We start from the raw sequence: 26,061 nt of genomic DNA, 5'->3' as shown, positions 1-26,061 counted from the left end.
TCAGGAGCTTCTGGGCAGGTGTTATCTCCCAGAATTGTTTGCTTTAGGAGGAGACAGACTATGAACCCCTTTACGTTCCGTGCACTTTCAGCAGCAACTGTAATGCTGGTTGCTGCCACATCTGCTTATGCCGAAAACCCCAATGTCGGCGGCTCGCCAATGTATGCGAACAAAAACATAGTTGAAAATGCGATGAACTCCAAAGACCACACTACACTGGTTGCAGCAGTAAAGGCCGCAGACCTTGTGGAAACGCTGAAAGGTAAGGGGCCATTTACAGTGTTTGCACCAACAAACGAAGCGTTTGCCGCACTTCCAAAAGGCACTGTTGATGAACTGCTTAAGCCTGAAAACAAGGCAAAGCTAACCAAGGTTTTGACGTGCCACGTCGTTGCAGCGGACGCGATGTCAAAGAACATCAAGAAGATGATTGCCGATGACAAGGGCTCGCATGATGTGAAGACAGTCGGTGGCTGTATTCTCAAGGCAAAGGAAAGCGGCGATAAGATTACGTTAACCGACGAGAATGGCAATGTTGCGAACGTAACCATTGCTGATGTGAAGCAGTCAAATGGCGTTATTCATGTAATTGATAAGGTCTTGCTGCCAAAGATGTAATCAACGCGTAACATTGAGATATGCCGATCTACATATATACGTGGTCGGCATGTCTTCATGGACTTTTTTGAACTTAACTGTACTCGCGATTGTCGGGTGCCGCGTTATCCTGTGCAATGCAGGCAAAAACGGCAATGTGGTACCAGACCAAATATTTCGGGAGGTCTAAGGGGGGGCTTCTTGGGGATTGCGATGTCTCCTTCAATCAATTTTGTCGCGTTGCGCGATATTTCCATTGGAGCTGTTACCTTGTGCGGTATCCGGTCTGTTCAACAGACCGGTGTTTTTGCTTTCCATCGCAAACTTTCAACAAATTTTAGCAGTTCGTTAAGAAAATAGTAACGCAATGAAACAATTTTTTAAGTGACGTGAACTGGCGACAAAATGGAGGTTTTGGGCGATGAGAAAAAATGCAACCACCGTTGCGCTGGCATTGGCAGGGTTGGTGGCGAGCTCTCTCGCGGCTTCAGCGAAGACGAGTTATTTGGGTGAATTCCGCGATTGGGGCGTTTACCAGAACACCGAGCTTGCGGGTAACAAATGCTATGCTTTGACTGTGCCGATCAATTTTCAGCCGACCGGCGTGCAGCACGGCGATAATTTCGTGATTATTTCCAAGGCGGATGGCCAGTATAGCCCTCAATTGGTGATGGGATATCAGCTGAAAGCCAACAGTTCGGTCAATGTGATGGTGGATGGCGCGCGCTTTCCGTTCTTCAGCGAGGGCAATCGCGCCTGGGCGGAAAATGTTGCCGACGAAGCGAAGCTGATGCGGGCAATGCGCGCGGGCAAAACGCTCAATGTGCAGGCAACGTCGGCACGCGGTACACAGACTCGCTATACCTTCTCCCTGATGGGGCTTTCCGCCTCTCTGCAGCGCGTGGATGGCTGCCGGTAATAATTGAAAAAGCCCTGCCAATGGGCAGGGCTTTCTCTTGAAGGATGCGGCTTTATGAAAGCCAGGTCTGGCGATTGTACCAATCATCCAGTTCAGAACGCACGCGGTCTTTTTCTATGCCGTAGCGTTCCTGGATTTTGCCTTCCAACTGCTCGCGCCGGCCATTGATCTGGTCGAGATCGTCATCGGTAAGTTTACCCCACTGTTCCTTGATCTTGCCCTTGGCCTGTTTCCAGTTTCCTTCAACGCGATTCCAGTCCATTGGTTGGTCCTCCGTTCTGGGTTGGTTATGGATAACTAACGCAGCGGAGCGTGATTGGTTCAGCAAAAAACTGTAGAACCAGCTCAAAGACCGAGGAACTTGAAGGGCTCGCTTTCCTTGAAACTGTCGTTGACGACGCCATTGAACGTGTTGGTCTGATTGACGCCGAGGTCGAGTTTCTTGACCTTGCCGGTCTCTGGCGAAAAGTCGATTTCCTTGAGATCAACCCAGAAGACATTGGGTGTCAAAGCCGATTCGAAGAAATAAAGCATGCGCTTCTGGTCGGCCACCGTCCGCCAGCGCGTCGAGGAAATGTTCGGCTGGTCAGGTGTTGTCAGGCCGAAAGGCACCGAAGTGTTCCGGATGACGCTGAAAACACTGGCAATCGACTCAACAGGGTCGTCGGTTTTCGGGACGGCGTTTACATAGAACGATGCGCGCGCGAAACGGTCGGCGGCGCGATTGGTGCCCGGCAGCATGACAGTGCCGCCGATCTGGGTCCAATAGGAGTTGAGCGCAAGCTGCTCGTCGAATGTCGGCGAATTGGTCATCACCTGATATTGCTTGCCGTGATGGATCACCTGCTTGCCGTTGATATATTCGATGACCGCGCTGTCGCCGCTGGAATCGGATATGGCCAGATGCAACGTGGCCAGTCTGTCTTCACCGGGGACCTTGTCCGTCACGATGGTGAAAGGCTCTGCGCGCAGAGTTTTGACCGCCTCGTCGACTGTGGCAAAGTTATCAAGCACATATTGCGCCCAAGCCGCGATGCTGAGGCCCGGTGTGGTGCCGTCATATTTCGGATATTCCGATTCAACGAGCCACAATGCGCCAACGGAAAGTCCTGCTTCGTTCAGTCCATCTGTCGTGGAAATGTCGTAACCGGAGGCGATCACACTGCCATATTTGGATGTCCACTGAAGCGAGTTCTTGCCGGCCTCGCCGGAACGTTTCATGCCGCGTGGAAAGACCCAGAGATTGGTCGCAACATCCACTTTCCAATCCATGGATCGGGCGGTCATCACCTGATCGTTGGCCCCGTGATACACGAAACGTGTGCAAGCTTCGGCAATCGGTGCGGCAAGCATGCTGCCTGCAACGAGCGCTGTAGTGCAGATGCTGGAAAAAGACCGCTTCAAAATCGGCATGGATCGTCCCCTCTGTGATGCCCGGTAATCTCTAGGGCAGGATGCCCGTTTGCTATTGAGTGAATGCCCTTCGCAGGGCGATATAAGGCAGTGATTGTAAGTGGAAAGACGGGCGAACGAGTTTTAACGCTCGCCCATATAACCGCGCTGCTTCCATTGCTGCAGCGGCATGATGTCTGGCGGTCCGCCGCCTGCCTCATACCAGGAATCGACGGCCCATTTCTGGCCCTGCTTGTCTTCGACAACTGCCGTCCAGTGTGGATATCGTCCATCGAAGAAAGCGCCGCGGGACGTGCGTCGCGCGACAGTGTGGTGCTTCAGCCAGCCGCGTGATTGCAGGTAGCGCAGGAAGTTATCGGTATTGGTCGATTCATCGATGCAATCCATCTGGCCCTTGATTCGGGCCTTGCCGAATTGCATTCTCGGCTTGTCCCGGACGCCAATCGCTGCGGTACCGCGCTGTTCGAAGATTGCAACTGCCGTTCGCAGTGCTTTCCGTTCGCCATCTGCGCTGCGACTGCCATTTTGCAGAAGGTTCCGGATACGCTGTTGGTCCTTCGCGGTCAGCGTAACTTTGGTCCGGTAATGGCATTCATAACCGTGGCAGACGCTGAAGGTTTGTGCAGAAGCCATTCCGACCGGGAAGGCCAAGCCTATGAGGGCGCCAGCGCCCAGCAGTTTCATCAAATCGCTGCTCCGCGTTCGATTGAGAAGATTTCCCTGCAATTTCAGCAGGATAAAATAAATCGAATCTCCAGGTATCTTAACCGTGCTTGTGGCTGGTGAAAAGCAGGGACGGTTCAAGGCGTTCCAGCCCCTGATAGGGATTGGCGTGGATTGCGAGAATCCAGAGGCAGAATGAGGCTGTCAGCGAATAAATGACGAGCGCCTTTACACCAGCTCGCACACGGTCCGCGTGGGTCGCTGCAATGGTTATCGCCGTGAGGAATGTAAGAGAAAGCACGAGATACCATTTGTAATAGTCGATTGAGGTCGATCCGACAGCCAGACGGGTATTGCGCGCGTCCTGCAGTTCATCGAAGTCGTTGATGAGCTGGGAGATAACGGGTGACGGCACGTCGGCGCGTGCCAGATTGATGATCTCGCGCCGGATACTCTGCAACGCCGTTTCAACGGAACCTGCTGGCTCGACATTGATCTTTTCGCGCCATTCGTCATCGATCACGGCAAGGCGATAGCCGGTGAGGGCGGCAGTAAGTTCAGGCGCATTCAATATCTCGGCCCTGGACGTTCCGATCAGACGGGAAATGGCCGAGCGTTCTTCACTGATCGCCTGATCTGCCCGGGAATTGACGCTCCAGATATCAGCGGCAACAAAACCGAGCGACAAGGCCCAGGCCGTCGCAATGGTGCTGATGAAAGCACCGATCGGAATGGACAGAGCGTCGCTGGCGGCATGTTTGGACAGCATGTCGAGCGCGAAACGTCCAACCGCATAGAACACAATTCCAAGTACGGCGAAGGCCGTAAAAGAAAGATAGATCGGCAGCTCGAAGATATAGGTCATTCATTCCCCCAGATTATTCCCCGCTTATTATTACCGGAAGTCGTTGAATTTTACTTAGAGCTGATCAAGGGGAGAGAATAGCAAAAAACCCGCCGGTTTTGCCGGCGGGTCAAACAACAGAAACTAATTTGTTGTGCACTAGAACGAGACGGAAAAACCGACGACTGGCCCATGCTGGGTCACGTCATACTTGAAATTCTCAACCGTATCGTTGTCCTTGTAGTCCTGATAAAGCGCCCGGTAGCCGACACGGAATGTCGTGGGAATATCGAAAACCATTGTTCGATATCCAAGATAGATCTGGCCATTGGCGCTGAGTTTGGTTCCAGCTCCGAAACCACCAATGTCGGCTTCTGCAAAAATGTTCCACCGGTCATTGATGTCGTAGAAGACACGCGCGCCTACAAAGGGATCGGTCCATTCCACCTTGCGCGACTCGCTGTAAGGGCCAACTTCAAGTCCGGCCTCCAGTCTTGTCCAGCGAACACCCACGGTTGGTTCAATCGCGAAAATCCGCTGGTTTCCGAAGAGCGTCGTTCCCTCGAGCTGCTGTTCATAGACGCGATAATAAGCACCAGCTGCCAAGGTGGTTGTCTTGATATCGAGGGCGAGTTCGTTGTCGCGGAGGTTTTCATCCTGACTGGTCTTGACGTACTGACCGTCGATGAAAAAACCAACCGTGCCGTTGCTGATATCGACATTGCCCATGAAAGTCATATCGAGATTATCGAAAATCTCGCGAAAGGGGACGTTGACATCGGTGCTGCGGCCTAGCAGACCAGCGGTGCCGTTCAGCGATGCACCCCAGACATATGGGCTGAAAATCACGCGCCAGCGCTGCTGGTCCTGAATTTCTGGTTGTGTTGTCACGGCATCTGCCGCGAACGATGTCGCTGACATACCTATTAAAACAGTTGATGCTAATATAATATTTCTGGAAAATTTTAACAGTAAATTCCCGTTCTGGTTACGCGATCTTCCGTCTTTCACCGAAAAAACCCCCTGGATTATGTATTAGCAATTTCGATAATACATCAGATTCAAATCTTTCTCCATATATATGTTAATCATTCCGGGAAATAAACTGAAAATTGATACTTATATTAAGGTTTGTTCTGTTGACTTTCATCAGGTGCAACCATTTATTCGGAATGGGAGCGGCGCCTCTTTTCTCATTGAGGCGAGGCGAGGAAGTTATTTTGGCAATTCTTAATATGACAAATCGTGGAGTAACGAGGTCATCATGAAAACGAAACAATCTATCTGGAAGTCGTCTCGCCGGATGTTTGCGCGGGGCGCTGCAACTGCTCTCATCGCTGCAGCTCTGGTCGTTCCTCAGGCAGCTTTCGCCTGCACCAGCTTCGTTCTCCCGACGAGCGACGGTGGTATGGTCTATGCGCGCACGATGGAGTTCGGGTTCGAACTCAAGTCCGATATGATCGTCGTTCCGCGAAACTATGCTTTCACGGCGACCGCCGCCGATGCGAAACCCGGCAAGCAATGGAAGAGCAAATATGCCGTGATCGGCATGAATGCATTCGGCATTCCGGCTCTCACGGATGGCATGAATGAGAAGGGACTTGCGGGCGGCATCCTCTATTTCCCGGATTACGCCAAGTTCCAGGATCCTTCCACGGCCAAGGCGGAAGACAGCCTTGCTCCTTGGGATGTTTTGAGCTGGGCCCTGACCAATTTCTCCACCGTGGCGGAAGTGAAGGCAGCTCTTGGCAGCATTGCCGTCATTGATGTCAAGCAACCCAATATGGGTTTCGCACCACCTGTGCATTATACACTGCACGATGCGACGGGTGCATCGATTGTCATTGAACCCATCGATGGCAAGCTGAAGGTTTATGACAATCCGCTCGGAGTGATGACGAATTCGCCGTCCTTCGACTGGCACATGACCAATCTGCGCAATTATGTTCACCTGTCGCCGGACAATACCAAGCCGCTCAAGGTCAATGGCGCTACTTTCACGCCATTGGGTGAAGGATCGGGTATGCTGGGCGTGCCTGGAGACACGACGCCTCCATCAAGGTTTGTGCGCGCAACGGCTTTCGTTCTGTCGGCCGCAAAGGTGCCGAGCGGGCCGCAAAGCGTTCGTCTGGCCGAGCATATCGCCAACAACTTTGATATTCCCAAGGGCTGGATCGTGGACCCGGCAACGCCGCTCGAATACACGCAGTGGACGACCATCGCCGACATGAAGAACATGACTTACTACGTCAAGACCTATGACGATCAGGTTCTTCGCGGTGCTGCTTTCAAAGATTATAATCTTGAAGCCAAGGATCTGGTGACGATCAAGATGCAGGAGCGTCTGAATCCGCCAGCCCTGACTGACAAGTAAGCCTTTTCAGGAATTGAGAGTCTGGAGCGCCGAGCTGATTGAACCGGGTCGGCGCTCCAACTATTTACGCGGTCGTTTTCAGGACGCGCTATCGAAAAGCCTGCGCTTGCTACGGCACCTCGTCGGAGGCAGTCGGGCCGCCCTCGTTCTCCAGATTGGCAATGCGTTTGGTCTCCGAACGATTGAATTTCAGGCGTACCCCGACACCGCCACCATTTTCGGGAATGAATTGCGCACCGGCTTTTTCCAGCGCATTGGCCAATGCCTGTATCTGTTCGCCCGTTGGCGTACCGAGCTTGCGCTCAAACTGCTCGATGGTCGCTGCTTCGATCCCCGATAGTTGGGCCAGACGGTCGCGTGAGAATTCCACAAGCGCTCTGGCTGCACGGCATTGAGGTCCGGTTATCATCATCTGTGTCTCCCCTTGCAGTCATGTATCGAAAGAAAAATACTGGAAATGCGCTCTAAATGTTTGTTCTAACGCACATCTAATGATGGTCGGAGTTGCCGACCTTTTTCCCAGCGCCATTGATAATCGTTTCGAGCAGCCAGGGCTTGTGGTCGATTATTTCGGAAAGCTCCTGCAGACCTATTTGCGAACCGGCTTCCTTCAGCAGTGCGTCGGCCACCGAGGCTGATCCGTTCTTGCCTTCCTGCGCCAAACGATGCGCCCGCCGGATCAGAAGTTCCGGTTGTGAAAAACTGCTCTCGGCAAGTCTTTTTTCTATTCGGCGCTGTAGCTCTTCCGGAGCAATCATCTGTTGAATTCCCTTATTCCTGAAAGGCCCGCAACCGGCAGCGGTGCGCAGCCCACATTATAAATCTATGTTGTGATGAAGTTTTTGCCACGTGACAATTCGCACAAATCTGACGTTCCGGCAGATTTTACTATGAGGGCGAGTAGGTGGAGCTGTGAGGCTGTTCTACTTTAGTATCACAGAATAGTAACGAAATATTTCAGCACATCAAATCCGCAAATTGGCCAAATTATTGCCACGCTTTCTCTTGTTTGCATCTGGCAAGCTACTTACATAGCCGGTACGCCTTGGCGGGAAGAGCAGTGGTCAGGTAGCGCGCGCGACGGGAAGCGGATTTCGCTTCACGGCAGTGTGCTGTAGCGGCCAGTGTCTGTTTCCGTTTGATAAACAATAAGAATTCAATGGTTTGAAATGGCCACTCTTCGTTACTTTATTTGGCCCATGGTTTTTACCGTACTGGGTCTCGCTGGTGCCGTTTGGCTCGGTTTCGAAATGACCGGCACTTTTGGGGGAATGGTCTCCGTCTTCATCATCTGTGCAGTTTTGAGCGTTCTCGAAATATCGCTTTCTTTCGATAACGCTATCGTCAATGCGCGCATCCTGCGCGACATGACGCCGGAATGGCAGCATCGCTTCCTGACTTGGGGCATTATCATTGCCGTTTTCGGCATGCGCATCATCTTCCCGCTTGCCATTGTCGCCGTTGCCATGTGGACCGATCCGATCTCGGCATTGAAACTCGCGATCTGGCAGCCGGATGAATATGCTCGCGTGATCTCGGAATCCCATACAGGTATTGCTGCCTTTGGCGGTACATTTCTGCTGATGGTCGGCATGAAGTACTTCTTTGATGTCGAGAAGGACGTGCACTGGATCAAGGCCATCGAAAGCCGTATGTCGAAGTTTGCTTCGGTGCAGGGGGTCGAGATCGGTGTGGCAATCGCTCTGATCATCTTCTTCTCGTACCAGCTTGATGCCGAACATTCGCACACCTTCCTGATCGCAGCCCTGTTCGGTCTTCTGACCTTCCTCGCTGTCGAAGGACTGGGCGAGGTTCTGGATGCGACGCAGGAGCAGATGGATATGGTCCATCGCGGTGGTCTCGGCGCCTTCATCTATCTTGAAGTGCTAGATGCCAGCTTCTCGTTCGACGGTGTTATCGGTGCGTTCGCGCTGACCACGAACCTGTTCATCATCGCTATCGGTCTCGGTATTGGTGCATTCTATGTGCGTTCGCTCACTATCATGCTTGTCGAGCGCAAGACGCTGGGTCAGTACCGCTACCTCGAACATGGTGCTTTCTATGCGATCCTGGTTCTGGCGGTCATCATGTATGTCCAGACGCTGGTACATATTCCGGAAGTCATTACCGGCCTTATCGGCGCGGCTTTGATCGGTCTCTCGTTCATGTCTTCGCTGCGCTACAACCGGCTCAATCCGAACTGGCAGGAAGAAGCCGAAAAGGTGACAGGGCACTAGTTGGCCTTGTATCCTTGGATTAGAAGGGCAGCTTCGGCTGCCCTTTTTGTTGGCCTTGACCGAATCGCCGGAGTTGAGGACCATCACCGGACGCGACTGACATCGCGCTTTCATGCTGCAGATCGTTTTCAGGGGATCATGATCGGCGCGCTGCGGCTCATTCGGGGAAGGGGATTTCCATGATCGTAACACGTTTGAGCAAAACCGCCTTCGTGGCGGCTATAGCCTTTTTCGCAACGCTGGTTTCGTTCGGTAATATCACCGATTACGACACGAATTTCGGGTTCGTGCAGCACGTCCTGATGATGGATACCATCTTTCCCGATGCCACTATCAAGTATCGCGCCATCACTAATCCGATGCTGCACAATGCCGCCTATATTCTCATCATCGCGGCAGAGACGCTGACGGCGATCCTGTGCTGGATCGGGGCGTTTGCGATGCTCGGCCGTCTGACTGACCGGGCGGTCAGCTTCAACCGTTCGAAGAAATGGGCCATTGCCGGTCTCGCACTCGGTTTTCTGGTCTGGCAGGTCGGCTTCATGTCGGTTGGCGGCGAATGGTTCGGCATGTGGATGTCGCAAACCTGGAACGGGATCGAATCCGCGTTCCGGTTCTTCATCACCATCATCGCTGTGTTGATCTTCGTCGTGCTGCCGGACGGCGAACTGGTGGATTGAATTTGACGTTTGAATCCCGACTTCATGAGATGCTGTTTCAAACGTCAAATTCGAAAAATCCACTAGATACATGAAGTTACCAGTGGTCTTTGCGATTCCGACATTTGCTCGGCGCCTGTATCAGAGGGACGCAAATGTCGGAATCAGACCACTAGAGTAAATGTGATGCTGAAACAGGCTCGTCAATCAACTCGACACCAGCCTGTTTCATCTTCTGCAGCATGATGTCCATTGAGCCATTAAGGTCGATCCCGCGGCACGCATCCAGACGGACGCGCACCTGAAAGCCTTCTGCAATGGCGTCGAGCGCCGAATAGGCGACGCAGAAGTCGGTTGCCAGTCCCGCCAGAGTGAGCGAACCAATGTTACGTTCGCGTAAATACCCGCCAAGACCGGTCGGCGTGCTGCGGTCGTTTTCGAAGAATGCAGAATAGCTGTCTATGCCGATGCGAAAGCCTTTGCGAATGACGAGCTGTGCCCGTGTCCACTGCAGATCGGCGTGAAAATCTGCACCATGACCGCCCTGAACGCAATGGTCGGGCCAGAGCGTCTGCAGGCCATAGGCCATCTCGATCGTATCGAAAGGCTGGGCGTGGGCATGAGTCGAGGCGAAGCTTGAATGATTGGCCGGGTGCCAGTCCTGCGTGAGGATCACGTGTTCGCTTTCATCGATCAGCCGGTTGACGGTGGGAATGATTTCGTCACCGCGATCGACGGCTAGCGCACCGCCGGGGCAGAAATCATTCTGGACGTCGACAACCACAAGTGCATGGCCGATCATAAGGTGCTCCCGCTTAGAGCATGTCTCCCGGAAGTGGAAACCGGTTTCAGGATAAAGACATGCGTAAATACAAACATCCAGCTTATTCCGTAACCGACTATAGCCAGACAGGGTTCACGAGACCAGCAATAAGCCGCGTTCTGGTATAACATCGGCAAGAGTGCTACGGACGGCTCAAATCAGACATCAGACAGGAAACCATCATGACAGATGTTATCGTCCGCGACAGCAATGGAACTCAGTTGAATGACGGTGATTCCGTCACCTTGATCAAGGACCTGAAGGTCAAGGGAACCTCCACGACATTGAAGCGGGGAACGCTGGTCAAGGGCATTCGCCTCACCGGAAATCCGGACGAAGTCGATTGCAGCACCAAGCAGGTCAAGGGACTGGTGCTGCGGACCGAATTCCTGAAGAAAGCCTGATTATCAGAGCGCGCATCTTATTCCGAAAACCGCTTCGCACTTTTCTGGATGCGCTCTAAGCATCGATCTCCACGCGACCGCGTGGGCGGCTGCAGCAGGCGAGGATATAGCCCTCGGCAATTTCGTCGTCGCGAATGCCGCCATTGTGGTTCATCTCGGTCTCTCCGCCGAGGCACTTCACCTTGCAGGTGCCACAGATTCCGAACTCGCAGGCGCTCGGAATCTTGAGGCCGCCACTACGGGCGGCAAGCAGGATTGTGTCGTTTTCCGTACATTCTACTTCCACGCCGGAAAGGCTGAAGACGACGCTGGCTGCTGCCACGGCCGGGGCGATGAGTGCTGTCACTGTGCTCGCCGGTTCGGAGAGCGTGGACGGCACCGGAACCGACGAAATCTCGCTGGCCGGATTAAAGCTCTCCTGATGATAGTTGGCCATGTTGAAACCGGCGTCTTCCAGCAAGCCTCGTACACCGTTCATGAACGGCTCCGGTCCACAGCAGAAGACCTTGCGATGCAGGAAATCAGGCGCCAGCAGTTCAAGCCGGGCGCGGTCTATTCGCCCATGCAAGCCCGGCCAGACATGGCGTGCCGATGATTGCTCGACAATGAAGGCCAGATGCATTGCTTCCATGCGACCGGCGAGCAGCTCCAGTTCACGGCGGAAAATGATGTCGTCCGGCGTGCGCGCGCAATTGATGAACGCGACGTCGGTTGCCGGTGCGCAGTCGAAGAGCCAGCGCGTCATGGAGACCATCGGCGTGATGCCGGAACCTGCAGAGACGAAAAGATACTTTTCGCCCGGATGATTGGCGAGTGAGAAATCGCCGTTCGGTCCGTAAGCCTTGATCTTCATCGGCGGACGCAGATTGTCGAGCATCCAGCGCGTGCCGATGCTGTCCTTCTGCGCCTTGACAGTGACGGAGACGTGGTAGGGGCGGGATGGGGTCGAGGAAAGCGTATAGGTCCGTAGCACCGGGCCGAGGCCATCTGCCCGTTCAATCGGCAGTTCCAGAGTGACGAACTGGCCCGGCGTATAGCGGAACCAGTTGTCCTCGGCGGTCTTGAAGGAGAAGGTCATGACGTCTGGCGCTTCTTCGATGGCCGAGATGCATTCCAGCATCTGCAACCTGTCGTTCCACGGCAGCATCTCGTCCAGATATTTCAGAGGCTGCATGGCCTTCTCACTTCTTCAACTGCATTTCAAAAATCAGGCGACGCGGCTGAGCTTTGCCGCTTCACCACGCAGGCGCGGCGTAATGGTGTTGGTGTACCATTCGAGGAACTGCATCACGCCGCCTTCATGTTCAACCGAGTAAGGGCCCGGCTGATAAGCGGGCGAGCGAATGCCCACCGCATTTTCTTCAACGATCTGCCGGTCCTGGTCATTGGTCTGGATCCACACATGGGTCAGTTCATCGAGATCATAGTCCACGCCTTCGACGGCATCCTTGTGGACGAGCCATTTGGTGGTGACAAGCGTTTCCTCGGCATTGATCGGCAGAACGCGGAAGGAAATCGCATGATCTGCCATCAGGTGGTTCCAAGTTGATGGATAGTTGAACATCAACATTGCACCGATATTCGTGTTACCAGCTACCTGATCGCTCAAAGGCTTCTTGACAGCCGCCTTGCCAGACATGGTGTAGCTCACCGCGTCGCGCAGAAGTGGGATGCGGGTGATGCGATAGCGCCCATCCTCGGACATGTTGAATTCTGCAGGCAGACCGACGCTGGCGCAATTCTTCCAGAGCTGGTTGATCTCCGGATCTTCCATCACGCCCTGCACGCCGGTTGCCGACGGAGCTTCCGGATAGGTGCGGCAGAGTTCTGGATGGTTCGCGGCGCAGTGATAGCACTCGCGGTTGTTTTCCCAGACGAGCTTCCAGTTGCCCTTCTCGATGATCGAACTTTCGAAGGCGACCTTTGCATCCTTGATATTGTGCGGTGCGAGATAAGGCTCGACCAGATTGCGGAATGCAGCGAAATCGGGCGCTTCCTCGGCGACGCAGACATAGATATAGCCGGCGACGGTTTCGCAATGGACCGGCTTCAGGCCGTATTCGGCAGGCTTGAAGTCAGGGCCGACCTGACGCGCGAAAAGCAGACGCCCGTCCAGTTCATAGGTCCACTGGTGATAAGGGCAGACGAGCTTCGCGGCGGTTCCCTTTTCAGCCGCGCAAATGCGCGAGCCACGATGGCGACAGGAATTGTGGAAAGCACGAATGCCGCCCTGCGCATCGCGAACGATGACAACAGGATAAGCGCCGATCTGCACGGTCATATAGGAACCGGTCTTCGGCAGCTCGCAATCATGGCCGACAAACAGCCAGTCCTTGTAGAAAATGTTCTCCAGATCCAGCTTGTGATATTCTGGATCGGTGTAGAATTTCTGCTCCAGGCTGAAATTGAGGTCGCGCCCGGTCAACAGCCCCAGCATTTCGTTGCGAACGTCCATAGCCTCGAACCCTTGCTTTCCATCTTGGATCTGCCTTCTGCTGTTCTCCCAGCGACTATGGCTCGATCCGGTGTTCCCTTTGTCTTCCGGAAGCACGGCTTGTCCCGTTATCTCAATGGCTTGCCCACATCTCCCGAGGTCTGTGAACTAGCTTCCGTTATCCCGATTCAATCACTGAACTATTCTAAACGCGCATTGGGATGCGACATGGTTTTCGCGTAAAGACGACACGCCAAAATGTCGCTTTTGCGGCGCGATCAGATCGTCGCAAATATGTGTTACATCCGCCTTCGGAGCGTTTCCGGGATTGCAAATTGGTTTAAAAGCCAGTTACCACGTCAACCACATCCCAATCTGTTTCATTCCATGGGAGGCTCGGTGGCCATGAAACGTTCTGAAATCAACGAAATCATCCGCGAAAGCGACGCTTTCATCCGCTCTTTCGGCTATGTCATGCCGCCTTTCGCATATTGGTCGCCCGAGGAATTGAAGGCGCGGACCTCTTCGGATGCGCATGCCATTCGCGACGCGCGCCTTGGTTGGGATATTACGGACTACGGGCAGGGCAAATTTGCCGATCTCGGCCTGTTCCTCTTCACCACGCGTAACGGCAATGCAGAAGACCTCAAGCGCGGCGGCGGCATGCTTTATGCCGAAAAGATCATGATCTCGCGCAAGAACCAGCTTTCTCCGATGCACCGGCATGTGGTGAAGGCCGAAGACATCATCAATCGTGGTGGGGGCACGCTGGTGCTGGAACTGTTCAACTCGCTGCCGGATGGCAGTGTGGATGAGCAAAGCGACGTGACTGTTGCCACCGACGGACGCCTTGTGACGCAGAAGGCTGGTGCTCATCTGAAGCTGCAGCCGGGCGAAAGCGTGACGCTGCTGCCGGGCAATTGGCATGCTTTCTGGGGGGAAGGCGGCGATGTGCTGATCGGCGAGGTTTCGACCGTCAACGACGACCTGACCGACAATATTTTCCGCGAGCCGATTGGCCGTTTTTCGAATATCGATGAAAACGAGAAGCCGCTGCATCTTCTGGTATCCGACTACGACAAATGGCTGTGAGCCTACCGATATTTCGGTTCTAGCCGCCTGCAAATGGCGTTGTTTGACGTTTCCGGTCTGCATGTAACTTTAAGTGAACGATGCTCCGGTTCTCTAACGCTGCCATTTCCGGCAAACCGGGGCCGGAATCTCACACGAAGCCAAACTGAAGGACTGAGCATATGAAGCTGGCGATGATCGGAACGGGCTATGTGGGTCTGGTTTCGGGTGTGTGTTTTGCCGAATTCGGCTTTCACGTTACCTGCGTCGACAAGAACCCGTCGATCATCGAGCGGCTGAAGGCCGGGAAAGTCACCATCTTCGAGCCGGGGCTTGATGAGTTGATGACCCGCAATATTCGCGATGGTCGGCTGGAGTTCAGCACCGATCTTCCGGCAAGTGTCGCGGATACCGATGTCATCTTCATCGCTGTCGGCACACCGTCCCGTCGCGGTGATGGCGAGGCGGACCTGCAATATATCGAAGCAGCTGCGGATGAAATCGCCGCCGCCATGAAGCCGGGCGCGGTGGTCGTCATCAAGTCGACGGTCGTGGTTGGCACCAATGCGCGCATACGCGACCGTATCAAGGCTGCCAATCCGGCTGTGTCGTTCTCGATGGTGTCCAATCCAGAATTCTTGCGGGAAGGCTCGGCGATCGAGGATTTCATGCGACCCGACCGTGTTGTTGTTGGGGTGGAAGACGAGCGCGGCAGGGCCGCGATGCAGCGCCTCTATCGTCCGCTTTACCTGCGTGAAACGCCGATGGTCGTCACGTCGCTGGAAAATGCGGAAATCATCAAATATGCGGCCAATGCTTTTCTGGCCATGAAGGTGACGTTCATCAACGAGGTTGCGGACCTTTGTGAGAAGACCGGCGGCAATGTGCAGGAAGTCGCGCGTGCCATCGGTATGGATAATCGCATCGGCTCGAAATTCCTGCATGCCGGTCCGGGCTTCGGCGGATCGTGCTTCCCGAAGGATACGCGGGCCTTTGCTGCGACGGGCAAGAAATATGATGCGCCGCAATCGCTGATCGAACAGGTCATTGCGGTCAATGAGACGCGCAAACAGTCGATGGCCGAACGGATCGTGACTGCGGCCAAGGAAAACGGTGCAGACACGGTTGCTGTTCTGGGCGTCGCCTTCAAGCCGAACACCGATGATATTCGCGAGTCTCCTGCGCTCGACATTATCGCGGCCATTCAGAAAGCCGGGATCAAGGTTCAGGCGCATGACCCTGAGGCCATGGACGCTGCCAGGGCGGTGCTTCCTGATGTTGTCTGGTGCAATTCAGCTTACGAAGCGGCGAAGGGCGCAGGCGTCGTTGCCCTGCTGACCGAATGGAACGCTTATCGTGCGCTCGATCTTAAGCGAGTGGCCAATGTCATGGCCGGAAATGTGCTGATTGATCTGCGCAATGTCTACAAGGCAGAAGATATTGCAGGCACCGGGCTAGATTATCGTTCGGTTGGGCGGACGCTTCGGGCCTGACCAGAGCATTTCCAATAAAAGTGGAAACCGGTTTTGCGTCCAGAAATGCTCTGGAAACGACCGGGGAGTTTACTCCCCGGCTGTCAGCCGCTTCTTCTCATTGGCGATGAGCCAGAGATTGCGAACATAGACGATGAGGCCAAGTCCTTGGCCAGCGATGAATACCGGGTCTTTACGCTGGATCGCATAGATCAGCAGCAAAGTGCCGCCGAAGAGTGAGAAGAACCAGAAGGCAACCGGCATGACGCTGCGTTTTGCCTTTTCGGAAGCCAACCACTGCACAACGAAGCGCATGGTGAAACAGGCCTGAGCGACGAAGCCCAGTACGATCCAGCCATCCCACTGCGCCACGAAAACCTCGTGCAGCCACAGTGACAGGCTGTTGAAAATATCAGTCATGGGTGATCTCTCTCACACGCGGAACGACCTTGCGGCGCTTCCGCAGCCACCAGACGCCATAAAGGTCCAGAATGCCACGCACTCCACGGTCCAGAATGCCGTAATTGGATTTGCCGTGGCGGCGTTCGCGGTCGACAACATCGACATGCACGACGTCGAAACCTTCGCGGATTGCCAAAGCAGGCAGATAGCGATGCCATCCGTCAAAGAAAGGCAGTTGCCGGAACAGGTCAGTGTGCAGCGCTTTCAGGCCGCAGCCGGAATCGCGGGTCTTGTCCTTGAGGATCGCGCCGCGCAGATTGTTAGCAAAGCGAGACGAAAGCTGCTTGAGTTTCGTATCCGTGCGCTTGAGGCGCTGTCCGGCTGCAATGCCGTAATCAGGCCCGGCTTTTAACAGTGCATCTGCCAGAACCGGGAGATAGGCGGGGTTGTTCTGTCCGTCGCCATCCATAGTCACGACGATCTTGCCGCGTGCCGCGAAAACACCGGAGCGCACAGCAGCGCTCTGGCCTGACGACCGGTCATGGCGCAGATGGCGGAGTGGCTTGCCGGCATGAATGCGGCCCGCGAGTACATCGCTGGTCGAGTCCGTCGAACCGTCGTCGACGACGATGACTTCGTATGCGCGGCCCTGCATGGCGGCATCGACTTCATCCAGCAAAAAGGCAAGATTGTCGGCTTCGTTGCGGCAGGGGATAACCACAGAAATCGTCGGTGTGTCCAAGCGGAGTGTTCCTTTATTCCTCGCGCTATCTGCTTAAGCTCGGCTTTCCTGCCCGGAAACCCGATAACGCGCAAGGCGCGCTCCATAGCATTGATTGGATGGCAAAGCCAAGACGGTTCAAGTAAACGTGAGTTCTGGCCCGGATAATAGCTCGATTGATCGGTTGACTGCCGTTTTTTAGCCGGACATTGCCGGATACGGAAGAGCCTCCGCCAGCCAATCCAGAAAATTCTGTGTCACCTCATCCCGGTTGATTTCATTGAGGCTCTCGTGGCGGGTGCCGGGCAGGATCGTGCAATTGACACGCTCGAAACCCATTTTCCGCATTCTGTCTGCCAGTCTGCGCACGGCGGCACCGTTCACCGTTGCAGGGTCTTCGGTCCCACCAACAAGATTGAAGGGCATGTTTCGCGGGATATTGGAAAAGTTCCGGTCGTCGGCGCCACGGCGGATCAAGCGGAAAATGTCGATCCATAACGCCACGCTGGCATCGAAGCCGCAAAGCGGATCGGCGACATAGGCGTCGACCTCTGCCGGGTCGTGCGAGAGCCAGTCGAATAGCGTGCGGTGGCCCTTTATGGATCGACCCCAGGCGCGGAAAGTCATCCTTGGCAGAATGGTACTCGGAACATCCGAGCCTTTCAGTATGCGCTCCATATAAAGAAGTGCGAGCGCTGCAGCGCTTTCCGCGCCACCATCGACATTGGCATTCCAGATCGCGGCGGCATCGACTGTGTTAGCGTAGTCCAGCACATAGTTCAGCGCGATCAGCCCGCCCATGGAATGTCCGAAAAGCACGACCGGAAGGCCCGGATGGTTCTCGTGAATATGCCGGTTGAGCGCCAGCACGTCCTCGATAGCCACAAGATGGCCCTGCTTTTGTGCGAACATTCCTCTTGGCGCATGAGCGCCGATATTGGCGCCGTGGCCGCGATGGTCGTGGATATAGACGTGGTAGCCTGCTGCGACCAAGACGGACGCGAAGCGTTCATAGCGTGCGGAATGTTCGGCAAGGCCGTGGCATATCTGGACAACGGCTCGCGGTGTCCCGGCGCGGACGGTGCGGAACGGGAGTTCTGATTTGTCTGAAACCGGCAGATGATGAATGGTTTTGAATGTCATTTCGCCATCTGATTTTATGCCGTGCAAATAGTCAATCTCCTCCGTTGCGGCGTCGCTTAAACAGGCACTGGAACGGAGTGTGAATGAATTTTAGGCAATTGCGTTTTTTGTGCAGATTCCGCTTGAAAAGCGCAAAAGCTTGGGCAAATCTAGCTTTGCAGACGGGGTTTTTGAAGGGCAATCAGGGGCGTTTTAAACGGGATTCCACGTCATAACTTGCAGGCCGTCCGATGAAAGGGAGGAAACTTTCGCGGACGGTGGCCAGAGGGGAAACCGGGTGACGGAAATATCCGCGCCCGGTTTCATTATTTATGGTTTTCATCAGAGTTTGATTTGCGGTTCCGGCTGCTTCCGTTTGGTGGGTTGCCGTTTGCGTCCGGGGCATATTTGGCCTACATACGCGTCAGCAATTTCCGCGCGGTTCGGCAATGTTAAGACCGATCGCGCTTCTCAACCTGCGGAGACGACGCGCTTTATGGCACGCCAGTTCATTTATCACATGTCCGGCCTCAATAAGGCCTATGGCAACAAGAAGATTCTGGAGAATATCCATCTCTCCTTCTATCCCGACGCGAAGATCGGCATTCTCGGCCCGAACGGCGCCGGTAAGTCGACCATCCTCAAGATCATGGCCGGTCTCGACAAGGAATATACCGGCGAGGCCTGGCTGGCCGATGGCGCGACCTGCGGTTATCTTGCTCAGGAACCGGAACTCGATCCTTCCAAGGACGTGCTCGGTAATGTGATGGAAGGTGTGGCCGCCAAGAAGGCGATCATCGACCGTTACAACGAACTGATGATGAACTATTCCGACGAAACTGCGGATGAAGGCGCGAAGCTTCAGGACATCATCGACAGCCAGAACCTCTGGGATCTCGAAAGCCAGGTTGAAATGGCCATGGAAGCGCTGCGTTGCCCTCCGGGCGATGCTGACGTGACCAAACTATCGGGCGGTGAAAAGCGCCGTGTGGCACTTTGCAAGCTTCTGCTTTCGAAGCCTGATCTGCTGCTTCTCGACGAACCGACCAACCATTTGGACGCCGAAACGACTGCATGGCTTGAAAAGCACCTGCGTGAATATCCGGGTTCAGTGCTGATCATCACCCACGATCGCTACTTCCTCGACAATGTGACGGGCTGGATTCTCGAGCTCGACCGTGGTCGCGGCATTCCTTATGAAGGCAATTATTCCGCCTATCTGGAAGCCAAGGCCAAGCGCATGCAGCAGGAAGGCCGCGAAGAGGCTGCCCGTGAAAAGGCGCTGTCGCGTGAACGTGAATGGATTTCCGCGAGCCCAAAGGCGCGTCAGGCCAAGTCCAAGGCGCGTATCAAGGCCTATGACGAACTGGTCAAGAGCGCGGAAGAACGCCGCCCTGGCGATGCGCAGATCATTATCCCGGTCGGCGAGCGACTCGGTCAGGTGGTCATCGAGGTCGAGGGTCTGTCGAAGGGCTATGGCGACCGTCTCCTGATTGACGATCTGAGCTTCAAGCTGCCAGCAGGCGGCATTGTCGGTGTGATCGGCCCGAACGGCGCCGGTAAATCGACGCTCTTCAAGATGCTGACGGAGCAGGAACAGCCGGATAACGGTTCGGTTCGTATTGGCGATACGGTTCATCTTTCCTATGTGGACCAGAGCCGCGACGCGCTCGATGCCAACAAGACCGTCTGGGAAGAAATTTCCGGCGGCAATGACGTCATCAAGCTCGGCAAGTTTGAAATGAACTCCCGAGCCTATTGCGGTGCGTTCAACTTCAAGGGCGGCGACCAGCAGCAGAAGGTCGGCAATCTTTCCGGCGGCCAGCGCAATCGCGTTCACCTTGCCAAGATGCTGAAGTCCGGCGGCAATGTTCTGCTGCTCGACGAACCGACCAACGATCTCGATACGGAAACGCTCGGCGCGCTTGAAGATGCGCTGGAAAACTTCGCTGGCTGCGCCGTTATCATCAGCCACGATCGTATGTTCCTCGACCGTCTGGCAACACATATCCTCGCATTCGAAGGCGACAGCCATGTCGAATGGTTCGAAGGCAACTTCGAGGACTATGAAGCAGACAAGATCCGTCGTCTTGGACCGGATAGCGTCAACCCGAAACGGGTGACCTACAAGCCGCTCACACGGTAAGGTTCGAGATGTTCAGGCTCTGGCGGTCTGCAAATGGCGTGGTTCTGCGCTTCCGGTGCTCACGTACGCAAAGTACGCTCCGCTCCGGTTCTCGAACCTCACCATTTTCGTCTCGCCATAGCCAGAACCTCAACGAACCTTTGGCGCTTTAAAGTTAAGGCCGGTGCAATGCACCGGCCTTTTTTATTTGATGAAGGGAAACATGATGAAAGACTGGTCTGCAAAGCAATATCTGAAGTTTGAAGACGAACGCAGCCGCCCGGCACGCGATCTTCTGGCCCAGATACCGGTCGATAAGCCGCGCAAGGTGGTCGATATCGGCTGCGGACCGGGTAACTCGACGGAGCTTCTGGTTGAGCGTTGGCCGGAAGCTGATGTTTCCGGCTTCGATACATCGCCAGACATGATCGAGAAGGCCAAGGCCCGCCTGCCGAAGGTGGATTTCACCATCGGCGATGTGGCGAGCTACGAGCCGGATGCGGAAACCGATGTCCTCTTCTCCAATGCTGTTTTCCAGTGGCTGCCGGATCACATCGAGCAGATGAAACGCCTCTTGTCGCTGCTTCGTCCCGGCGCGGTGCTGGCCGTCCAGATGCCTGACAATATGGGCGAGCAGACCCATGTCGGTATGCGTGACGTCGCAAAAACAGAGGCTTTTGTCGCCAAGATCGGCACCAAGGGCAGGGGACCTCTGCCCCCGGTGATGGAATATTATAATGCGCTCGCCGGTCAGGCCGCTCGGCTCGATATATGGCATACGGTCTATAACCACCCGCTGGATGGCGTTGATGCGATTGTGGAATGGGTAAAGGCGACCGGATTGCGACCGTTTCTCGATCCGCTCGATGAACAGGAGCAGGCCGACTATCTGAAGGCTTACAAGGCGAGGATTGCGCCGCATTATCCGGCGGCTGTAGACGGTAAAGTCCTGCTGCGTTTTCCGCGTATTTTCCTGGTTGTTCAGAAGAGATAGTTGCCCGAAGATCGCTCTACACGGGGAATTGATCGATTGCCCGTGTAGAAGAAGCCAATTATTTTATAATTATTTCAATGTCTTATATTGGCAGCTCATCGCTCGGCAACGTCAATCATTAATTTGAGCGCTTTCTAATATTGGAATAGATTGCATGCAAACGATTTTGTTCCTATGGTCTGGCCGCATCCTGAAACCGCTCTAAATATGAGCCGTCATGATCGTAACGCCGCGATGCGCGCCATCCCCGTTGCGATTTCGTTCAGGAGGCCGGTGTCGATGCTCTTGCTCCGTTTTTATTTTTCAATGGGAATGAACGCCGAGGCCGCCGGTTCAAGGACTGTTTCAGGCGTCTTTGCGTCTTCGCAATAGATCCAAGCAGCGTGATTTCGACCGGGAGGACATTTCAAATACGAGCCTGCTTTCGGGTTGAATGTGGTTCGTAGTTTTATGTTTACGAAGTGAAACAATCGCCGATTTCGGTAATCCCTGCTTGGGATCGGCAGCTTGCAGGTTGTTTGAGAACCGCCTGCTATCGGGAGTTTTCAGAATGAACAATGCAGAAATGCATGCTGACGCCAATGGCGAGGTCGAAGCGGCACATGATGCCCATGACACGCGCCGCCGCGTCTTTGCCATCGTGGCCAGCGCATCGGGTAATCTGGTGGAGTGGTACGATTTTTACGTCTATTCCTTCGGTGCGCTTTATTTCGCATCGCAGTTTTTCCCTGCGGAGGACCAGACCAGCCAGTTGCTGAATGCGGCTGCGATTTTTGCGGCTGGCTTCCTCATGCGCCCCATCGGCGGCTGGCTGTTTGGCCGCATTGCCGACAAGCTTGGTCGGCGCACATCCATGCTGATTTCGGTTACGATGATGTGCCTTGGCTCTTTCGCCATCGCCATTTTGCCGACCTATGAAACGATAGGTGTTCTGGCGCCATTCCTGCTGTTGATCGTGCGCCTCTTGCAGGGCCTTTCCGTGGGCGGCGAATACGGCACCACCGCTACCTATATGAGTGAGGTGGCGCTGGCCGGGCGCCGTGGTTTCTTCTCCTCGTTCCAGTATGTCACGCTGATTGGCGGGCAGTTGCTCGCTGTTCTTGTGATCGTGGTCCTGCAGTTCTTCCTGACATCGGACGAGCTTCATGCCTGGGGCTGGCGCATTCCATTTGCCATTGGCGGTGTTGCAGCCATCGTCGCGCTTTTTCTGCGGCGGACCCTTCACGAGACCTCGACGGAAGAAACCCGCAACAACAAGGCGGCGGGCAGCTTCGCCAATATCTGGAAGAACCATCGCAAGGCCTTCCTTGTCGTCGTCGGCTTCACGGCTGGCGGTTCGCTCGCCTTCTATACCTTCACCACCTATATGCAGAAATATCTGGTCAACACGGCTGGCATGAGCAAGGAAACGGCCAGCGAAACCATGACCTTCGTGCTGTTGGCCTATATGTTGATGCAGCCGCTTTTCGGCGCGTTGTCCGACAGGATCGGCCGCAAGACGATGATGATCGGCTTTGGCGGCATTTCAATCCTGACCACAATCCCGCTCATGACGTTGATCGGTTCGGTGCAGAGCTCGACCTGGGCATTCATCTATATCGTGATCGCTCTGGCGGTTGTCAGCATGTACACCTCCATCAGCGGCATCGTGAAAGCGGAATTGTTTCCGGCGGAAGTGCGGGCGCTGGGCGTCGGATTTTCCTACGCCATCGCCAATGCGATCTTTGGCGGCACGGCTGAATATGTGGCGCTCTGGTTCAAGCAGCAGGGCATGGAAAGCGGCTTCTTCTGGTATGTGACCGCGATGATGGTGATTGTCTTCGTCGTCAGCCTTGTCATGCCGAACCCGCGTGAACATGGATATCTGCAAGGCCACGGCACCGAGTAGCCGGTGTTCTATTACGTATGAAAACGCCGCCTCCGGGCGGTGTTTTCACATCTCCACGGCTTCGTCGTCCTCGGGCGACAGAAGGCGCGTGGCGCGCCATTCGGTCAGCTTGGTATTGATTGCATCCAGCACGAAGAAACGCGCTGAATCCTTGTCATATCCATCATCCCGCAGTGCATCGTAATCAGTATGCGTGTGGCGCACATGCGCGACTGTCGCCAGCCACACGGCAGTAGATGGTGGCAACGTCTTCATATGGGGGCTGAGCGCCGCAGCGCGGATCGGTTCTGAATCCGAATAGGGTACTGCCGGAAGCAGGAGCGTCAGCGATTTGGCGATTGCCTTCTGGCGCATTGTGCCTGCACGCATGGCTTATCCTTACAGTCAGTTATTGAGGCGAATCCTTTGTCTGCTTCATTGTGCCACGAAAATCGCTTGCGCAGGAATTACTTTCCATATAAACATATCTTTATATCTTTACGGATTGCCGCGATGGACCGTAAATGAGGTGATGGATCAATCAAGAGCGGAAGGCATGACCGGTTTGCAACTGCAACTCGATCTGATGGTGGATGTGCTGAAGGCGGTGGCTGAACCAAGCCGCTTGCGTATTTTGGCGCTTCTTTCGCGCGGTGATCTCACCGTCTCCGACCTGACGACGATATTGGGGCAATCCCAGCCGCGGGTTTCGCGCCATCTGAAGCTGCTTGGGGAAGCCGATCTTATCGATCGCTATCAGGAAGGGGCATGGGCTTATTTCCGTCTCGCCGACAATGCGATCAGTGGCGATCTTGCACGTGGGCTTTTGGCTCGTCTCGACAAGGCGGATGCGCTGGTTGAGCGCGACATGGAACGCCTGTCGCAGGTGAAGTCCAGCCGTCAGGAAAAGGCGGCCGCCTATTTCAGCGCCAATGCCGGCAGCTGGGATCAGATTCGCAGGCTGCATGTTTCCGAGAATGCGGTTGAAGTCGCGCTTAAGAAAGTTATCGGTGACAAGCCGTTTCAGGCGATGCTGGATGTTGGCACCGGCACGGGTCGGTTGCTGGAGCTTTTTGCCCCGCTTTATCTTCGTGGTGTCGGCATCGACATCAATCGTGACATGCTGTCTGTAGCGCGAGCCAATCTTGATCTTGCAGCTATCGGCAATGCGCAGGTTCGCCAAGGCGATGTCTATGCGTTGCCTGTGGAGCGTGAGAGCTTCGATCTGGTGACTATTCATCAGGTTCTGCACTTCCTTGACGATCCGCTTGCGGCCATTCGTGAAGCGGCGCGGGCTTTACGCCCCAACGGACGGTTGCTGATCGTCGATTTTGCGCCGCACAAGCTCGAATTCCTGCGTGAGGAACACGCCCATTTGCGGCTTGGGTTCAGTGACGAGCAGATGCTGGGCTGGATGAGAGATGCCGGTCTTGAGCCGGAAAAGACACTGGAACTGGAGCCGAAGGCGGCCAATGGAGAAGAGGGGCTGACGGTGAAGCTGTGGCTTGCCCGCGATCCACGCCTTCTTATCGCCGATCCGGCTTCGCATGTCTCCCAAAAGTGGGAACCGGTTTTGGGATAAAGACAATGCGACAAAAACAGATAATGAGCATGACGGAGACAGTTTGATGGGTTTTTACGGTCTTTCCCGCCGACCGGATATTGGCCAGACCACCCGGGTATCGTTCGAATTCTTCCCGCCCAAGTCGGAGGAAATGGAACAGCGTCTCTGGGATACGGTGACACGGCTCGCTCCGCTGCAACCCGAATTTGTCTCCGTGACCTATGGTGCTGGCGGTTCTACGCGTGAACGCACAGCGCGTACCGTGGCGCGCATCCTCAAGGAAACAGATGTCAAGCCAGCGGCGCACCTGACCTGCGTGGATGCAACACGCGAGGAAGTCGACCGCGTCGTGCGTGAGTTCGCAGCTCTTGGTGTCAACCGCTTCGTGGCGCTGCGCGGCGACCCGGCCGCCGGTATCGGCGAAAAATATGTACCGACGCCGGGCGGCTATCAGAACGGCGCCGAGCTGGTCTCCGGTTTGCGCAATATCGCTGATTTCGACATTTCAGTTTCCGCCTATCCGGAAAAGCATCCGGAAAGCCCGGATTTTGCCACCGATATCGATATGCTGAAGCGCAAGGTCGATAATGGTGCAACGCGCGCCATCACCCAGTTCTTCTTCGAGAACGACCTTTACGAGCGTTATGTCGAGCGCGTTCGCCGTGCTGGTATCTATATCCCGATCGTTCCAGGTGTCCTGCCGGTGCACAATTTCAAACAGGTCAAGAATTTCTGCGCGCGGTCGGCAACGCATATTCCAAGCTGGCTGGCGGAGCGTTTCGAAGGACTGGACAACGATCCGCAGACGCATCAGCTTGTAGCCGCAGCAATTGCCGCCGAGCAGGTGATGGATCTGATCGAACGCGGCGTGCAGGATTTCCATTTCTACACGATGAATCGCGCCGATCTGCCCTTTGCGATCTGTCACATGATCGGCATAAGGCCGAAGACGGAAGCAGCTTTAGAGGTTGCTTGAAATAAAAGAAAGCCCGGCGGTGACGCCGGGCTTTTCATTTTCGTGCGGGTCGGCCTATCCTCAAAACCGAAGCCGCCGTAATGGTTTAGGCTAATTCCCCTAAGGGATGACGCCTGCTATCAACGCTGCAACAAATGCAAATGCCGCACAGATCATGAGGACATTCAAAGATCGCGTAAGTCCCATTGGTCTGTCTCCTTCATATGCGCCCGGGTGACCGGACGCGCGCTGGTAGGAAACTGGAATCTAAGCGCAAAACGCCTCGAACAAAAGAAGATTTCGTGCTGCAATCTGGCGTGATGGAGAAATAAACCTATCGTTTACCACCTAAACTATTGAAATATTTGACTAGAAAAATTTGTTCACATTTCATGAAAAAG

Annotated in this window: 27 protein-coding genes; 13 read left to right on the top strand and 14 right to left on the bottom strand. The window is 54.8% G+C overall.

The window, feature by feature from the left end; translation table 11 throughout:
- Positions 1-60 precede the first annotated feature (60 nt).
- Both AC1RHM_RS03745 and AC1RHM_RS03740 read left to right on the top strand, forming a co-directional pair.
- Positions 61-618, top strand: a complete 558-nt coding sequence (locus AC1RHM_RS03745; protein WP_010659682.1) for a fasciclin domain-containing protein — start codon at positions 61-63, stop codon at positions 616-618.
- A 400-nt stretch (positions 619-1,018) separates the two neighbouring features.
- Entirely contained in the window at positions 1,019-1,516 is a 498-nt protein-coding gene (locus AC1RHM_RS03740) for an invasion associated locus B family protein (RefSeq protein ID WP_012091713.1), read from the top strand.
- A gap of 52 nt (positions 1,517-1,568) precedes the next feature.
- Here AC1RHM_RS03740 and AC1RHM_RS03735 read toward each other — a convergent pair whose 3' ends face one another.
- The 5 genes from AC1RHM_RS03735 to AC1RHM_RS03715 form a co-directional block, all read right to left on the bottom strand.
- The gene (locus AC1RHM_RS03735; protein WP_006467262.1) at positions 1,569-1,778 is read right to left on the bottom strand and encodes a CsbD family protein; all 210 of its coding nucleotides are present in this window, start codon (positions 1,776-1,778) and stop codon (positions 1,569-1,571) included.
- A gap of 83 nt (positions 1,779-1,861) precedes the next feature.
- Entirely contained in the window at positions 1,862-2,929 is a 1,068-nt protein-coding gene (locus AC1RHM_RS03730; protein ID WP_010659684.1) for a linear amide C-N hydrolase, read from the bottom strand.
- A gap of 123 nt (positions 2,930-3,052) precedes the next feature.
- The gene (locus AC1RHM_RS03725; RefSeq protein ID WP_010659685.1) at positions 3,053-3,613 is read right to left on the bottom strand and encodes a hypothetical protein; all 561 of its coding nucleotides are present in this window, start codon (positions 3,611-3,613) and stop codon (positions 3,053-3,055) included.
- Between the two features lie 79 nt (positions 3,614-3,692).
- Positions 3,693-4,457: a bestrophin-like domain gene (locus AC1RHM_RS03720; protein WP_010659686.1), complete on the bottom strand. Its 765-nt coding sequence runs from the start codon at positions 4,455-4,457 to the stop codon at positions 3,693-3,695.
- 138 nt (positions 4,458-4,595) lie between these two features.
- Positions 4,596-5,357, bottom strand: coding sequence for a hypothetical protein (locus tag AC1RHM_RS03715; protein ID WP_010659687.1), 762 nt, complete (start codon positions 5,355-5,357; stop codon positions 4,596-4,598).
- Between the two features lie 343 nt (positions 5,358-5,700).
- On the opposite strand from AC1RHM_RS03715, the gene AC1RHM_RS03710 reads away from it, so the two are divergent.
- Positions 5,701-6,810, top strand: coding sequence for a linear amide C-N hydrolase (locus AC1RHM_RS03710; protein WP_010659688.1), 1,110 nt, complete (start codon positions 5,701-5,703; stop codon positions 6,808-6,810).
- A 109-nt stretch (positions 6,811-6,919) separates the two neighbouring features.
- Here AC1RHM_RS03710 and AC1RHM_RS03705 read toward each other — a convergent pair whose 3' ends face one another.
- Together AC1RHM_RS03705 and AC1RHM_RS03700 are read right to left on the bottom strand one after the other, a co-directional pair.
- The gene (locus AC1RHM_RS03705) at positions 6,920-7,222 is read right to left on the bottom strand and encodes a helix-turn-helix domain-containing protein (RefSeq protein ID WP_010659689.1); all 303 of its coding nucleotides are present in this window, start codon (positions 7,220-7,222) and stop codon (positions 6,920-6,922) included.
- A 76-nt stretch (positions 7,223-7,298) separates the two neighbouring features.
- Positions 7,299-7,568: a hypothetical protein gene (locus AC1RHM_RS03700; protein WP_010659690.1), complete on the bottom strand. Its 270-nt coding sequence runs from the start codon at positions 7,566-7,568 to the stop codon at positions 7,299-7,301.
- 411 nt (positions 7,569-7,979) lie between these two features.
- Here AC1RHM_RS03700 and AC1RHM_RS03695 point away from each other — a divergent pair, with 411 nt between their 5' ends.
- Positions 7,980-9,047 carry a DUF475 domain-containing protein gene (locus tag AC1RHM_RS03695; protein ID WP_010659691.1) on the top strand — a complete coding sequence of 356 codons (1,068 nt, stop codon included), beginning with the start codon at positions 7,980-7,982 and terminating at the stop codon, positions 9,045-9,047.
- A gap of 179 nt (positions 9,048-9,226) precedes the next feature.
- Positions 9,227-9,727, top strand: coding sequence for a DUF2165 family protein (locus AC1RHM_RS03690; RefSeq protein ID WP_010659692.1), 501 nt, complete (start codon positions 9,227-9,229; stop codon positions 9,725-9,727).
- Positions 9,728-9,878: 151 nt separating this feature from the next.
- Here AC1RHM_RS03690 and pncA read toward each other — a convergent pair whose 3' ends face one another.
- Positions 9,879-10,508: a bifunctional nicotinamidase/pyrazinamidase gene (pncA, locus tag AC1RHM_RS03685; RefSeq protein ID WP_010659693.1), complete on the bottom strand. Its 630-nt coding sequence runs from the start codon at positions 10,506-10,508 to the stop codon at positions 9,879-9,881.
- Positions 10,509-10,711: 203 nt separating this feature from the next.
- On the opposite strand from pncA, the gene AC1RHM_RS03680 reads away from it, so the two are divergent.
- A complete protein-coding gene (locus AC1RHM_RS03680) occupies positions 10,712-10,933 on the top strand; it encodes an alkylphosphonate utilization protein (RefSeq protein WP_010659694.1) in 222 nt (73 codons plus the stop codon).
- Between the two features lie 55 nt (positions 10,934-10,988).
- On the opposite strand, the gene AC1RHM_RS03675 is transcribed toward AC1RHM_RS03680, so the two are convergent.
- Both AC1RHM_RS03675 and AC1RHM_RS03670 read right to left on the bottom strand, forming a co-directional pair.
- Positions 10,989-12,107 (bottom strand): FAD-binding oxidoreductase, encoded by a 1,119-nt coding sequence (locus tag AC1RHM_RS03675; protein ID WP_010659695.1) that lies wholly within the window; start codon positions 12,105-12,107, stop codon positions 10,989-10,991.
- Between the two features lie 33 nt (positions 12,108-12,140).
- Positions 12,141-13,388, bottom strand: coding sequence for an aromatic ring-hydroxylating oxygenase subunit alpha (locus tag AC1RHM_RS03670; RefSeq protein WP_010659696.1), 1,248 nt, complete (start codon positions 13,386-13,388; stop codon positions 12,141-12,143).
- Between the two features lie 384 nt (positions 13,389-13,772).
- Here AC1RHM_RS03670 and AC1RHM_RS03665 point away from each other — a divergent pair, with 384 nt between their 5' ends.
- Together AC1RHM_RS03665 and AC1RHM_RS03660 are read left to right on the top strand one after the other, a co-directional pair.
- Positions 13,773-14,459 carry a D-lyxose/D-mannose family sugar isomerase gene (locus AC1RHM_RS03665; protein ID WP_010659697.1) on the top strand — a complete coding sequence of 229 codons (687 nt, stop codon included), beginning with the start codon at positions 13,773-13,775 and terminating at the stop codon, positions 14,457-14,459.
- Between the two features lie 161 nt (positions 14,460-14,620).
- Entirely contained in the window at positions 14,621-15,931 is a 1,311-nt protein-coding gene (locus AC1RHM_RS03660; protein WP_010659698.1) for a UDP-glucose dehydrogenase family protein, read from the top strand.
- A 69-nt stretch (positions 15,932-16,000) separates the two neighbouring features.
- Here the strand turns inward: AC1RHM_RS03660 and AC1RHM_RS03655 are convergent, their stop codons facing one another.
- The 3 genes from AC1RHM_RS03655 to AC1RHM_RS03645 form a co-directional block, all read right to left on the bottom strand.
- Positions 16,001-16,330: a lipid-A-disaccharide synthase N-terminal domain-containing protein gene (locus AC1RHM_RS03655; protein ID WP_010659699.1), complete on the bottom strand. Its 330-nt coding sequence runs from the start codon at positions 16,328-16,330 to the stop codon at positions 16,001-16,003.
- Positions 16,323-17,054 carry a glycosyltransferase family 2 protein gene (locus tag AC1RHM_RS03650; protein ID WP_010659700.1) on the bottom strand — a complete coding sequence of 244 codons (732 nt, stop codon included), beginning with the start codon at positions 17,052-17,054 and terminating at the stop codon, positions 16,323-16,325. The genes AC1RHM_RS03655 and AC1RHM_RS03650 overlap by 8 nt, the downstream gene beginning before the upstream one ends.
- Positions 17,055-17,231: 177 nt before the next feature.
- Positions 17,232-18,176, bottom strand: coding sequence for an alpha/beta fold hydrolase (locus AC1RHM_RS03645; protein ID WP_029376066.1), 945 nt, complete (start codon positions 18,174-18,176; stop codon positions 17,232-17,234).
- A 475-nt stretch (positions 18,177-18,651) separates the two neighbouring features.
- On the opposite strand from AC1RHM_RS03645, the gene ettA reads away from it, so the two are divergent.
- The 3 genes from ettA to AC1RHM_RS03630 all read left to right on the top strand — a co-directional run bounded on the left by ettA (position 18,652) and on the right by AC1RHM_RS03630 (position 23,162).
- Positions 18,652-20,301: an energy-dependent translational throttle protein EttA gene (ettA, locus tag AC1RHM_RS03640; RefSeq protein ID WP_012091727.1), complete on the top strand. Its 1,650-nt coding sequence runs from the start codon at positions 18,652-18,654 to the stop codon at positions 20,299-20,301.
- A 205-nt stretch (positions 20,302-20,506) separates the two neighbouring features.
- Positions 20,507-21,274, top strand: coding sequence for a trans-aconitate 2-methyltransferase (tam, locus tag AC1RHM_RS03635; RefSeq protein ID WP_010659703.1), 768 nt, complete (start codon positions 20,507-20,509; stop codon positions 21,272-21,274).
- Between the two features lie 550 nt (positions 21,275-21,824).
- Positions 21,825-23,162 (top strand): MFS family transporter, encoded by a 1,338-nt coding sequence (locus AC1RHM_RS03630; protein ID WP_029376068.1) that lies wholly within the window; start codon positions 21,825-21,827, stop codon positions 23,160-23,162.
- A 45-nt stretch (positions 23,163-23,207) separates the two neighbouring features.
- Here AC1RHM_RS03630 and AC1RHM_RS03625 read toward each other — a convergent pair whose 3' ends face one another.
- The gene (locus tag AC1RHM_RS03625) at positions 23,208-23,531 is read right to left on the bottom strand and encodes a DUF2293 domain-containing protein (protein WP_010659706.1); all 324 of its coding nucleotides are present in this window, start codon (positions 23,529-23,531) and stop codon (positions 23,208-23,210) included.
- 166 nt (positions 23,532-23,697) lie between these two features.
- Here AC1RHM_RS03625 and AC1RHM_RS03620 point away from each other — a divergent pair, with 166 nt between their 5' ends.
- Both AC1RHM_RS03620 and metF read left to right on the top strand, forming a co-directional pair.
- Positions 23,698-24,723, top strand: a complete 1,026-nt coding sequence (locus tag AC1RHM_RS03620) for an ArsR/SmtB family transcription factor (protein WP_010659707.1) — start codon at positions 23,698-23,700, stop codon at positions 24,721-24,723.
- Positions 24,724-24,769: 46 nt separating this feature from the next.
- Positions 24,770-25,681, top strand: a complete 912-nt coding sequence (gene metF / locus AC1RHM_RS03615; RefSeq protein WP_010659708.1) for a methylenetetrahydrofolate reductase [NAD(P)H] — start codon at positions 24,770-24,772, stop codon at positions 25,679-25,681.
- Positions 25,682-26,061 lie beyond the last annotated feature (380 nt).

This window comes from Brucella sp. GW823-FHT04E01 (assembly GCF_058796175.1).
This window is presented reverse-complemented; position numbering and strand designations above follow the sequence as displayed.